Source organism: bacterium, from assembly GCA_037143175.1.
Classification (GTDB): Bacteria; Verrucomicrobiota; Kiritimatiellia; order CAIKKV01; family CAITUY01; genus JAABPW01.
Genome location: JBAWZF010000023.1, coordinates 1 through 13,115, shown reverse-complemented (window position 1 = coordinate 13,115; position 13,115 = coordinate 1). Strand labels below are relative to the sequence as shown.

The window sequence follows — 13,115 nt, the reverse complement described above, 5'->3', positions numbered from 1 at the left end:
CTAAAACGTTTTAGCATTGCTGTTATTAATATTCAACGAGGTATTTATAACAGAAAGCGCGTCAAGCCGCGCCGATGAAAAGCGCAGGTCAAGCCGCCGCACTCCAAAACCAAGTGCTATCGCCTTGCCGTGGCTACCACAATTAGGTATCTTTACTTCCATGGATGACACCTCATATGTAATCGTCACAACGACCGTTGAGACCGAAGACCTGGCGGTGAAACTTGCGGAACTTATCACCTCCACCAGACTGGCTGCCTGCGTTCAGTTCTGGCCCATTCGCAGCGTCTATTGGTGGCAGGGGAAAATGGAGTCGGGCACTGAGTTTATCCTCCAATGTAAAACCCCGGCCAACCTTGCTCCTGAACTTCAGGACTTCATCCGTACCCATCATCCTTACGAGATCCCTGAAATCATTGTAACCCCAATCCTCGGGGGTCACCCCCCCTACCTCAACTGGATCCACCAGGAAACCTCAAAGAGGTCCTGAGACTGTCGGCTGTAAAAAGAGCGAAGCTCAGGTGGCAGCCGACGTCCCCGGCGGCTGGGCGATATGGGGACTTTAAATGGACAATGCGTTCGCCGAGGACGTCGAACGCCACCTTTTTCAGCTTTGGCGTCCCGCCAAGATGCCAGTGTTTGACTTTTAGCTCTCTGACCGCTAGATAAGAAGGTTTCCGGAACGGATTTGAATGCAGTTATTAAGTATCAGGTCATGGATAAGATAAATCTCGAACAATCAGTCGGGCTGGTGGAGACGAAGCTGGCCACCATTACGCTTCCTCCGGGTGGGTTCACACTCGAAGGCGGGAATGCTTTGCCAGAATTGACTGTTGCTTACGAGACCTATGGCACATTGAATCCCGCCAAAGACAACGTGGTTTTCATCTGTCACGCCCTCACTGGAGATGCCCATGTCGCCGGGTATCATTCTGCAGACCCGAAAACCCAAGGTTGGTGGGATGCCATGATCGGCCCGGGGAAAGGGATTGATACCAACCGCTTCCACGTCATCTGCGCCAATATTCTGGGCGGCTGCAAGGGGACCACCGGCCCCGCCTCGATCAATCCGGCCACGGGCACCCCCTATGGCGCCGCCTTCCCGAACATCACCATCGGCGACATCGTCCACGCGCACTATCTGCTGCTAAACCATCTCGGAATTGACCGGCTCTACGCCATTATCGGCGGCTCCTTTGGGGGCATGCAAGTTCTGGAGTGGAGCATCCGTTACCCCGATATGCCTGAGCGCTGCATCTGTCTCGCCAGCGCGGCCTCACTTTCGGCCCAGGCGCTGGCCTTTGATATCGTTGGCCGCGAAGTGATCACCAGTGACCCCGGCTGGGCGCAGGGCGATTATTATGGCACCGGCACACAACCCAGCAATGGATTGGCCGCTGCCCGTATGCTGGGCCACATCACCTATCTTTCCCCGGAAATCATGACTCGCAAATTCGGGCGGAAGAAAAAAGAGAACCCGGCAGGGGAACGTTTCAGAACCCGTTTCGAGGTCGAAAGTTATCTTCAATATCAAGGCGAAAAATTCGTCGAACGGTTCGACTCCAACTCCTATCTGCACATTACCCAGGCCATGGACAGCTATGATCTGGCTGAATCTTATGGCGACCTCAAAACCGCCTTCCAGAATGTGAAAGCCCGCTTCCTGATTGTGGCGTTGAGTTCCGACTGGCTATTCCCGCCCGAACAGTCATTGGAAATCGCCTCAGCCCTGGTCCAAATCGGAAAACCCATCTCGTATTGCCTGCTCAAGGCGCCCTATGGCCATGATGCCTTTCTGGTGGATATCGACCAGACCTCACAGGTCATCTGCACCTTCCTGGGCGGCTGTGCTCAATGTGCCGCGCCCGTCAAGGCGGTCAAGCGTGACGATTACGACCTGATTGCCTCCCTGATCGAACCCGGTTCACGGGTACTCGATCTCGGCTGTGGCGATGGCGATTTGCTCTCCCTTCTGACTGCGAACCGGCAAACTTCCGGCATGGGTGTGGATATCGAGTTGAGCCATCTGATCGCCGCCATGGGTAAGAATCTCGACGTTTTCCATAGTGATATTGACCAGAAACTCGACATGATTCCCGACCAGACCTACGACTTCGTCGTATTAAGCCAGACTCTTCAGGTGGTGCGACATCCCCGTGAAGTCCTCCATGAGATGCTGCGTATTGCTCGTGAAGGGATTGTCAGTTTCCCGAACTTTGCCAACTGGCATAACCGGCTCAGACTGGGCGTCACCGGACGGATGCCCAAGACCGATGCGTTACCGTTCGAATGGTACGATACGCCCAATATTCATCTGGCCACCTGGCAGGACTTTCTCAACCTTTGCCGCAAGGACAACATCCGGGTCAAGCGGGTCATTCCCCTGGCTGAACGTCGACTCAGCAAGCTCCTGATCGCAGCAGGGCTTGAAAATCTCGGTGCCGAGCGAATCCTGGTAAACATCACGAGGGCTTAATTATGAACACGACCATGCCAACCCCATCTCATAATCGTAATCTTAATCGTAATCGTAATCTCTTTTTTTCAGCGACAATGACCCGGAACCGATTAAGATTATGATTAAGATTACGATTAAGAGTTAAATCATGAACACACCCCCCCTCACTGCCTCTGACCTGAAATCGCTTGCGGAAAGCCTCTGCTCCTGCGAGTCCTGCTCCTCGTCCGCCAAAAACACACGGGGCTTTCATCTGGCGGGCCGGAACTCCATTTATCAGGCGCTTGATGACTTGATTGCCATCCTGTTCCCCGGCTGTCATGGGCGCGAACCTATGCCACCCAAGCTCCTCTGCGAGTTTATCGCGACAAAACTCGCGTCTGTACACGCCATTCTTTCCGAACAGATCGAGCATGCCTTTCGCTATCAATGCCAGTTCGATCAATGTACGGATTGCGGGGATTGCCCTGAAAAGGCAGCGGCCGCGGTCAAACGACTGCTGGATTCCCTGGCCGATCTAAAGCAAACCCTCCAGCAGGACATCGTGGCGGCCTACGAAGGAGATCCCGCCGCACGCTCCATCATGGAGGTGGTAATGAGCTACCCTGGACTTCAAGCCATCATGGTTCAACGGATCGCCCATGTCCTGTATCAGGCGCAGGTTCCGCTGATTCCCCGCATCATGACTGAACACGCCCATTCCCAAACTGGGATCGATATTCATCCCGGTGCCAAAATAGGACCCGGTTTCTTCATCGATCACGGTACCGGCGTCGTGATCGGCGAAACCAGCACCATTGGCAAAAACGTAAAACTTTATCAGGGCGTAACTCTGGGCGCGCTCAGTTTTCCCAAGGACAAAGACGGCCATCCCATCAAGGGGATCAAGCGGCATCCGGCCGTGGAAGACGATGTCACCATCTATGCCGGGGCCACCATTCTTGGCGGAGAAACCACCATTGGCGCCGGTTCAGAAATCGGCGGCAATGTCTGGCTCACCCATTCGGTCCCCCCACATTCAAAAGTTTATAACCAACAACCCAAACCGCTCATCACCAGCAAAGAGTCTCATAAATGACCATTCCACATAATCTTCATATCTTCAAGGGCGGGCCAGTTTTCTCGGCCTTTCGCATCCACCAACTCACCCGGGATCTCACCACGGAACTCCCCGATTGCAGCATCGATTCCATTGAGGCCGTGACCATCACCCTCGTGGAAACCGTCCCTCAATTCACCGCTGAACTCTGGCCGCGGGTGGCCGCGCTGCTGGATACCGATTGCTACATTCCTGCCACCACTACTGACGGCTTCTTCGTGACTCCCCGCAAAGGGACGCTGTCGCCGTGGGCCTCCAAAGCAACCGACATTTTCCACAACTGCGGGCTTTCTGATGTACAACGGGTCGAACGCGGGATTCTGTTCCATGTCCGGCTGAAAGACGGCCGTTACGCCTCCGTGGCGCAATTACAGCTTGCACTCCATCTGTTCCATGACCGCATGACCGAGGGGCTATACAACGATATCTCAGATATCTTCACCCATATTCCCCCTGCCGCTCTGGTGACCGTTGACATTCTTGGCGGCGGACTTGCAGCGCTGCAAACGGCCAACGTCACCCTGGGGTTGGCCCTGTCGGATGACGAAGTCCGGTATCTCTACACGGTTTACTCCAAAATCAAACGCAACCCCACCGATGTTGAACTGGTCATGTTCGGCCAGGTGAACTCTGAACATTGCCGCCATAAAATCTTCAAGGCTGACTGGATCATCGATGGCCAGCCCCAGACGACCAGTCTCTTTGATATGATCCGGAACACCCATCAACACCACCCGCAAGGCACTCTCGTCGCGTACGAGGATAACTCTGCGGTCATGGAAGGGTTTCCCGGAAACTGGTTTGAAGTTCACCCCAGCGGCTCAAACCACTACGGCGGACTGCCGGAACAAATTGATATCCTGATCAAAGTCGAAACCCATAATCATCCCACGGCGATTTCACCCTATCCCGGCGCGGCCACCGGTGTCGGCGGCGAAATCCGGGATGAAGGCGCCACGGGAATCGGCGGACGCCCGAAAGCCGGGCTCTCCGCTTTCTTTGTATCCAACCTTAAGATCCCCGGCTTTGTGATGCCCTGGGAAAAAGATCATGCCGAATTCCCCACCCGGCTCGCCACCCCGCTCGAAATCATGACCGATGGTCCACTGGGCGGCGCACGGTTCGGCAACGAATTCGGACGGCCTCAGTTAACCGGTATTTTCAGGACGTATGAACACCGCCACAATGAGCGTGACCGTGGCTATCACAAGCCCATCATGGTGGCGGGCGGCATGGGTAACATCAAGCGCCAGCACGTGCTGAAAAAGCCCATCCAAACCGGCACCCATATCATTCAGCTAGGCGGGCCGGCCTTACGAATTGGACTGGGTGGCGGAGCGGCTTCATCCATGGGCAGTGGCAGCAACGCCGAGAAACTCGATTTCGATTCCGTGCAACGCGACAACGCCGAAATCCAACGCCGGTGTCAGGAAGTTATCAATTCCTGTATTGCACTGAATGACGCAAATCCCATCGTAAGCATCCACGATATCGGGGCTGGCGGACTTTCCAATGGCTGCCCCGAACTCGTCTCAGAAACCGGGGGCCGCTTTGAACTTCGCAAGATCCTGAACGAAGAAATGTCCATGAGTCCGATGGAAATCTGGTGCTGTGAGGCCCAGGAACGTTACGTCCTGGCCGTGGCCCCTGAAAGCCTGGATTGCTTTATGGCACTCTGCCGGCGCGAACGCTGTCCTGCGGCTGTCATTGGTCAGGCCACAGATGACAAACGGCTCGTACTCCATGATTCCCATTTTAAAAATAATTCCATTGATATCGACCTGCAGGTCATCTTCGGCAAGCCGCCCAAAATGCTGCGGGATGTTCAACATCGGCAGGAAACCCACGCCGAGCTGGATCTCTCCGGAATTGACTTGAACGAAGCCGTCGAGCGGGTTCTCCGCCTGCCGGCAGTAGCCAACAAAACCTTTCTCATCACCATCACCGACCGGTCCGTAACAGGAATGGTCACCCGTGACCAGATGACGGGGCCCTACCAGACCCCCATCGCCGATGCCGCTGTGACTGCCGCCATGTTTGACGGCTATGTCGGCGAAGCCATGTCCATGGGCGAAAGAACCCCCATCGCCATCCTTAATGCGCCCGCCTCAGGCAGAATGGCTGTGGGCGAAGCGTTGACCAACATTGCAGGAACCTTCACCGGGCCCATCGGCAATGTGAAGCTCTCCGCCAACTGGATGTGCGCCTGTGGCGAGAAGGGCGAGGATGCCGCCCTGTTTGATACCGTCCGGGCCGTGGGCCTGGAACTGTGCCCGGCACTCGGGATCTCTATCCCGGTGGGCAAGGATTCGCTCTCCATGCGTACTACCTGGCAGGATTCAAAGGGGAAAGCCGAAAAACAGGTCGCCCCCCTCAGCCTGGTCGTTAGCGCCTTCTCCCCCGTGCAGGATGTCCGTAAAACGGTTACCGCCGAACTCAAGCCTGTTCCGGATTCCGTGCTGATCCTGTTGGATCTCGGGCGAGGGCAGAACCGGTTAGGCGCCTCGGCGCTGGCCCAGGTTTACAACCAGGTGGGGGCCACGCCACCGAATCTGGATTGCCCGGCGGACATGGTGAATTTCTATGGAGCGATGCAGGAATTAATTCGCGAAGGGCTCCTGTTAGCCTATCATGACCGTTCGGATGGCGGACTGTTTGCGACTTTAGCCGAGATGGCCTTTGGAGCCCATCAAGGCCTCCGGGTTCAAATCGACGAACTTGGCGATGAACCTTTCTCCATCTTGTTCTCAGAGGAACTCGGGGCCGTCATACAGGTATCCGATCAACACATTGCCCACGTCAACGAGATCCTCAAGCGCCATGAACTCGGCGACCTTGCCTTCATTCTGGGCAGTCCCGTGGCAGACAAATCGCTTTCCATCCAAATGGGAGATGCCTCCATTTTTCAGGGTAATGTCATTGAGCTCAAGCGTATCTGGTCGGAGTTGACCAGTGAGATGCAATCCCGCCGCGATAATGCCGAATGTGCGCGCCAGGAATTCGATGCCCTCAAAGACGAATCAGATCCCGGCCTCTCATTTAAACTGACCTATGATCCCTGCCAGCCCTTTAATATTGGCGGAAATAGGCCCAAGATGGCCATTTTACGGGAGCAAGGAATTAATGGGCACATAGAAATGGCAGCCGCGTTCGAGCGGGCAGGTTTCACCAGTGTGGATGTACACATGACCGACTTGCTCTCCAGCCGCGTCAATCTGGCCAACTTCTCAGGGCTGGTCGCCTGTGGCGGATTCTCTTACGGTGATGTCCTGGGCGCCGGCGCCGGGTGGGCGAGAAGCATTCTTTTCAATGAACGCCTGCGCGACATGTTCCAGACCTTTTTCCAGCGGCCGGACTCCTTTACCCTGGGCGTCTGTAATGGCTGCCAGATGGTCTCTCTGCTCAAGGACATCATTCCCGGTGCCGAGGCGTGGCCGCGCTTTACCCGCAATAAGATCGAGCAGTTTGAAGCCCGCTTCGCGACGCTCGAAATTCTGTCGTCCCCCTCGATCCTGTTTAAGGGAATGGAAGGCTCCCGCATTCCCATTCCTGTCGCCCATGGCGAAGGGTTCACCAACTTTGAGCGAACAGGGTCTGCGGCAGAAATCGCCTCACGTAAACTGGCCGCGCTCCGCTTTGTTGATCACTATGGACGGCCCACGGAAAACTATCCACTCAATCCGAACAGTTCTCCTGGCGGACTCACTGGCGTCACCACCCTGGACGGGCGCGTCACCATCATGATGCCCCACCCTGAACGGGCTTTCCGTGCGGTACAGTTGTCCTGGAAGCCGCAAGGCCTTTTCAAGGGCGAAGAAGGCCCCTGGCTGCGCATGTTCCAGAACGCACGCAAGTTCGTTGATTAGTTTTTGCGGCGGGCAGCGGATTGCCTCGAAGTGGATTGCCAGAATTTCTGAAAATCAGATTGAAGCTTTCTCAGGTCAACACCCTCCAGCATGTCGTCCGTTGCTATCTCGGCATTACCGCCGTTGCGGAGCATCGCGGCAACGTATTTATCAAGCAAACCGGGATAGAGACAGGACACGTCTTTTTTCAAATAGTAAACCAGTGCCCAGGATAGGATATAATTATCAAGTCGAACTTTTTCATTGGGATCATAAAAGGCCTCCCTGGTAAGTTTGAAAAGTCGACGGAGATCCATACGGTTTTCCACCTGCATCTTGTTGAGATAGGAAAGCACCCTGGGGGACTCCTCAATCGTGAGCCGTCCGTTAGACAGAGAAGCGTTCTCGAAAAATTGGGCATAACCTTCATTGAACCACATGGAGGCATTCGCCTGCCCGAGGGCATAGAATGCGTATTGATGAAAACCCTCATGAAATGCCACACGTAAAATGGATTCGCGTTTAGCATGGGATCCCTGGTCAGCCGCAGGACAAATCACAAGCTCTTTCCTGGCGGGCATCCAAAGTCCCTGAGTCCAACCGCTTTCCTCCCCCACATATTCGCGATATTCCAACTGAGTAGCCGGAATACGTATAACTCCAATACCTGCCGCCTCAGGCTCCGGGATGCATTGCTTGTAAGCAGATCTGATCGCTTTCATGGAGCCCTTAAGCTGCTCAACCAGCGAACCGGAGCCCCCTTTCAGGTTCGAGAGGATGATGTAGTCTGGAGTGACGTCATACCACCATCCTTTTAAATTGCGAATACTGTTAAGTACCTGTTGCCGGGAAACCGCCATGGAATCAGAGTCCACAAGCCCCTTCTCCATCTTGGTCAAGGTCTCACGCACCACCGGCTGAGTCATGGTGATTGTGGAAATGGAACCCAGAAATTCTCTTTCTATAATTTCGCACGCCGTGTCCATGCGAATTTCCGGATTGAGATCAAACTGTGCACACACCCAGGGGGATGCACTGGCTTTTCCAGCGCCACGAGCCAAACGAAAAACATACGCAACGCGATTCGGGAGGTGGGCCTCCATGAGATAAACCCACACAGGCGAAATGCGGGAGAATTGTTTATTTAACCGCTTACCCAGCGGGTGCGGACAGCCGGTAAATCCGGCAACCCAGCGGGTAAGATCCGCTTCGGTAGCAAACCGGGTAACATTGGTTGTCAGAAGACTCTGCTGTTCGAACACAGCCTGGGTCACATGTTGGCCGGGGTCTACGTCTGGTGGAAGACGGGACATGAACGCCAGAAGAAGTTTATTGTCGTCGTGCCCCACCCATTGTCCGGCATATTGCCCCTGTCTCCAGAGCTCCAGAGGCGAAAAGCGATCCTCTTTCCAGGTCTCCCCACCCCGGTTAAACTGGTAAACGCAAACAGAGGGAGAGGCGGGGGGGACTTCCCGTGCCCCGGGCATTAATTTCAATTGGATGCCAAGCTCCGGCAAATCCGTCGGCTTCACAAAGGTCAGTATTGGACGCGCGATCCCACAAACGGGCAGACCGGCCATGACGATCAGAATCGGGAGAAGCGGCCATCGGAATAAATTCATAAACGGAGACTCAAGTATTGCACAACGAAGCTGGCGAAGACCCCATCCCCCTGGCCGCGAAAGGCCACGTCATATTCCCGGCGTAACCGCTTTAACTCCGTCCGCGTAAGCGACACAGACGCCCGCGACACAGCCCCTCCGGTTAACCCCTGGGCATGAATGGTACTTAAAAAGTCATCGGCAGAATGGTAGCGGGTTTGAATGCTCTCCTCCTCGCTGGTCACAACGGTAAACCCGGCGGCCCTTGCAGCCTCCAGAACCTCTGCAGCTGTTGATAACCTGCCAGCCGGGATCTTTCCGGGCGCCACTCGCCGGCGTAACGCATGGAGCTCCGCCAGCGTCCCGTCTATCATCAAAGCCACATAACACTTCCCCTCGGGAAAAAGATGCCGCTTTAAATTTGCAAAAGTCCCTTCCAAAGGGGTCGCCCAATGAAGCGCTGAACTGCTGACCATCAGATCAAAGGGACGCGGGGTGGAAAACTCCCGGACATCTGCAACCACAAACTCCATGCGGGGATCATGCCCCCATCGTGATCGGACTGCCGCGACCATTCCCTCTGCCACATCCAAAACGCAAAACGAGGCCTCAGGGTAACGCTGGCGAAGCGGCTCCGTAAGAATACCTGAACCACAGCCCACCTCGAGAATACGGCCGCTCCCCACCTCCCCGGGTTCAGGCAAGGTCTCAATCAGACGCGCCGCCACATGCCGGTGCAAAGAAGCGCCCCGTTCATAGGTCTGAGCCGCACGGGAAAAACGATTAGCGACAGATGTCATTTGATAATTCCTTCACGTTGTGCGGCCTCTGCGATCACACCAGCCACGCGATTCAAAATCTCGGGGGTATGTTCCAAGCTCACCGAGAGCCGCAACCGGGCTGAACCCCGGGGAACCGTCGGGGGACGGATGGCCACCGCCAGAATGCCCCACTCCACCAATCGGCGGTGGAGCCGGACCGCACGCTCATTATCCCCTACCATCACCGGAATAATCTGACTTTCCGAGGAACCGGTATCCAGCCCCAGTTCCCTCAGTCGTACCCGAAATTTTGCCGAATGTTCAAGAAGCTGAAACCCCATCTCTGGATTATTGCGCAGACACTGCAAGGCCCCAAGTGCCGCCCCGACCATGGCTGGTGGTAATGCCGTTGAATAGATGAAAGACCGCGCCTTATGAATGAGCCACCGGCGCATGTCCCCTGAACAGGCCACAAACCCGCCATATCCGCCCAAAGCCTTACTCAAGGTTCCCATGGAACAATTGACCTGCGACTCCGAACTGGACTGCCGGACTACCCCCGCCCCACCCGAGCCGAATACCCCCGTTGCATGCGCCTCATCCACCAGTACCATTGCGCCCCCCGCTTCAGCCACTTCCGCCAAAGCTGCTACCGGCGCGATATCCCCATCCATACTGAATACGGACTCCGTCACCATCAGGCGCTTTCCGCCCGAAACGCACGCCCGGATCAAGCGTCGGAAGTCTTCATGGTCATTATGATGAAAACGATGCACTTTTGCCCGGCTCAGCACCGCGGCATCCAATAAACTGGCATGAGCCAACCGATCGATAAAGATATGGTCATCGCGGCCTACCAAGGCGCTAATGATGCCAACATTCGCCGCATAACCGCTACCGAACACCAGTGCGGCAGGATAGCCTTTCAACCCGGCCAACTGTGTCTCCAGCTCCTCATGACATTCCAAGGTACCTGTCACAAGCCGAGATGCCGTGGATCCGGCTCCGTAACGCCGGGTCGCGTCTGCCATGGCGGTAAGGACCACCGGATTCCGGGCAAGGCCGAGATAATCGTTACTTGAGAAATTGACAAGCATCTGCGCTCCGGCCGTGATGTTCACCCCGGTATTTTGGTAGGTAACCAACTTTCTTTCGAGCCCCCCCGCCTTCAGGGACCCAAGTTCATTTTCCATCCATATTTCCGTAACTCGCATATCCCGTATCCTGCTTGGAGGAATCCACCATGTCCAGAATTTAAGTGTGTAATTTATGTGTATAATTTATGTTGCAGGCATAAGGACAATGCTATAGCCTCTTCTGCTGTGGACCGATATGCGGTCTGGTGATTTACGGAGGTGAATGGGCAGGAAGGTGACCGAATATATATAGTTTTTGTCGATTGTTTTTTGTTTTAGAAGTGTTTTTGAAATAGTTTTTATTTTTTGGAGTATAGAAAAGTGAATATTTACGTTGGAAATCTGCCTTATCAAACGACTCAGGATGATCTTAAAGCCCAGTTTGAACAGTACGGGGTTGTAGAATCCGTCAACATCATTCAGGATCGCGAAACCGGCCGTTCAAAAGGTTTTGGCTTTGTCGTCATGCCCGACGCCGCTGCTGCCCAGAACGCAATCGATTCCTTGAACGACAAGGATGCGGGTGGTCGCAAAATGAAGGTGAACGAAGCTCGTCCCCGCGCCGAAGGTGGTGGTGGTGGCGGTCGCGAAGGCGGCTTCGAGAGCCGTGAACGCCGCTGGTAATTTAACCAGTATTGTTGAGTGATCTAAGGCCGGGGCCAAAACCCCGGCCTTTTTTGTCTAAAGGCTTGACCTCGGCTGGCTCTCGGACTATATTTTGCTGGCTTGTGGAAAAGGGTATTATGCAAAGAGTGGGCATGTCCCACTCTTTTATGTATGGGTTGATCGCTAAGTTTTGGTGAGGTGTGACTATGAATGGTGAATTATCATCGGTACTGAGTTACCTTGAAAAAGAACGTGGCATTGACCGTGAGACGCTGTTTCTCACGGTTGAAAGTGCCTTGTTGTCAGCCTCTCGAAAAAGCGTGGGGCCCGCCAAAAATATACGTATTCACATGGATCGTAAAACCTGTGATATCAAGGCTTTCGCCACCGTCCTCGTCGTTGAAAAGGTGGATAATCCTCACGATGAAATCAACCTTGCGGGAGCTCGCCGGGTTAAATCAGACGCGCAACTTGGAGATTCCGTTGAGATCGAGGTAACCCCTAAAAACTTTGGCCGGATTGCCGCCCAAACAGCGAAGCAGGCTATTTTACAGAAAATCAGGCAGGCCGAACGTAATATCGTTTTTGAAGAGTATCGGGACCGGGTGAATGATATTGTTAGCGGAACCATTCGCCGCTTTGAACGGAACGACATTGTGGTCGATCTGGGCCGAGCCGAGGCAATTCTGTCATCCAAAGAACGTATTTCGACTGAAATGTATCAAATGGGCGATCAAGTTCGCGCCTTGGTGCTGTCTGTTCAGGATAACGCTTCAGGCCCCTGCATCATGCTCTCACGAAGTCACCCCGACTTTTTACGCCGGTTATTCCAACTTGAAGTGGCTGAAATCTCCGATAACACTGTGGAAATTAAGGGAATTGCCCGTGAGGCTGGCTTCCGGACGAAAATTGCGGTCGTGTCCCGCGACGCGAAGGTTGACCCCGTTGGGGCCTGCGTCGGCATGCGGGGTGCGCGTGTCAAAAATATCGTGCGCGAACTGTCTGGCGAAAAAATTGATATTGTGCGGTGGAGCGATGACATCAAAACCTATGTCAGCAACGCCCTCTCCCCTGCCAAACTGTCAAAAGTTGAGATTGACCCGGACAAACCCCGAGTCATCCATGTGACGACCGAGGCGGATCAACTTTCGCTCGCTATTGGAAAGCGTGGACAGAATGTCCGGCTCTCCTCAAAATTGACCGGCTGGAAAATTGATGTCCAGAAGGATGAAGGTAATATTTCGTTTGAGGAGAAGGTGGCAAAGGCCGTCTGTGATCTTGCCGCCATCACCGGCATTGGGCGCGCCAATGCAGAGAAATTGGTTCAGGCCGGTTTCCTGAACATCGAGGGCATTTTGGCCGCAGAAGTGGCTGACCTTGAAGCAACTGGCGAATTCGACCAGGCAACTGCCAAAATCATTTACGAGGCCGCGGCCGCAGCACAGCCCGCCGTACAGGAGAACATCGAATAGCCCATGAGAGTTCATGAATTAGCCAAAGAATTAGGGATCCACAGTAAAGACCTGCTGGATCAGTTGACCGCCATGGGCCTGCAACCCAAGAACCACATGAGCACATTGGAGGCTGATGTTGTGGCCAAATTAAAATC

The 13,115-nt window shown here is 54.5% G+C and carries 10 protein-coding genes; 6 read left to right on the top strand and 4 right to left on the bottom strand.

Translation table 11 applies throughout. The annotated features are described in order from the left end of the window. Window positions 1-162, bottom strand: a complete 162-nt coding sequence (locus WCI03_08830; GenBank protein ID MEI8139957.1) for a hypothetical protein — start codon at window positions 160-162, stop codon at window positions 1-3. Here WCI03_08830 and cutA point away from each other — a divergent pair. From cutA to purL, 4 genes are all read left to right on the top strand, one after another. After that, window positions 161-490, top strand: a complete 330-nt coding sequence (cutA, locus tag WCI03_08825) for a divalent-cation tolerance protein CutA (protein ID MEI8139956.1) — start codon at window positions 161-163, stop codon at window positions 488-490. The two genes, WCI03_08830 and cutA, sit on opposite strands and share 2 nt — an antisense overlap. 225 nt (window positions 491-715) lie before the next feature. Beyond that, window positions 716-2,476 (top strand): homoserine O-acetyltransferase, encoded by a 1,761-nt coding sequence (locus WCI03_08820; GenBank protein ID MEI8139955.1) that lies wholly within the window; start codon window positions 716-718, stop codon window positions 2,474-2,476. A gap of 130 nt (window positions 2,477-2,606) precedes the next feature. Then, window positions 2,607-3,536: a serine O-acetyltransferase EpsC gene (gene epsC / locus WCI03_08815; protein ID MEI8139954.1), complete on the top strand. Its 930-nt coding sequence runs from the start codon at window positions 2,607-2,609 to the stop codon at window positions 3,534-3,536. Further along, on the top strand, window positions 3,533-7,423 hold the full coding sequence (gene purL, locus WCI03_08810; protein MEI8139953.1) for a phosphoribosylformylglycinamidine synthase: 3,891 nt from the start codon (window positions 3,533-3,535) through the stop codon (window positions 7,421-7,423). The genes epsC and purL overlap by 4 nt, the downstream gene beginning before the upstream one ends. On the opposite strand, the gene WCI03_08805 is transcribed toward purL, so the two are convergent. From WCI03_08805 to bioF, 3 genes are read right to left on the bottom strand one after another with little or no spacing between them, the layout of a single operon-like run. After that, window positions 7,420-9,024 (bottom strand): DUF1570 domain-containing protein, encoded by a 1,605-nt coding sequence (locus WCI03_08805; GenBank protein ID MEI8139952.1) that lies wholly within the window; start codon window positions 9,022-9,024, stop codon window positions 7,420-7,422. The genes purL and WCI03_08805 overlap by 4 nt on opposite strands. Next, window positions 9,021-9,803: a methyltransferase domain-containing protein gene (locus WCI03_08800; protein ID MEI8139951.1), complete on the bottom strand. Its 783-nt coding sequence runs from the start codon at window positions 9,801-9,803 to the stop codon at window positions 9,021-9,023. The genes WCI03_08805 and WCI03_08800 overlap by 4 nt, the downstream gene beginning before the upstream one ends. Further along, complete coding sequence (bioF, locus tag WCI03_08795; GenBank protein ID MEI8139950.1) at window positions 9,800-10,978, bottom strand: 8-amino-7-oxononanoate synthase; 1,179 nt, start codon at window positions 10,976-10,978, stop codon at window positions 9,800-9,802. The genes WCI03_08800 and bioF overlap by 4 nt, the downstream gene beginning before the upstream one ends. Before the next feature lie 243 nt (window positions 10,979-11,221). Between bioF and WCI03_08790 the strand changes: the two genes are divergently transcribed. Together WCI03_08790 and nusA are read left to right on the top strand one after the other, a co-directional pair. Beyond that, complete coding sequence (locus WCI03_08790; protein ID MEI8139949.1) at window positions 11,222-11,524, top strand: RNA-binding protein; 303 nt, start codon at window positions 11,222-11,224, stop codon at window positions 11,522-11,524. A gap of 188 nt (window positions 11,525-11,712) precedes the next feature. Beyond that, complete coding sequence (nusA, locus tag WCI03_08785; protein ID MEI8139948.1) at window positions 11,713-12,978, top strand: transcription termination factor NusA; 1,266 nt, start codon at window positions 11,713-11,715, stop codon at window positions 12,976-12,978. Window positions 12,979-13,115: the final 137 nt, after the last annotated feature.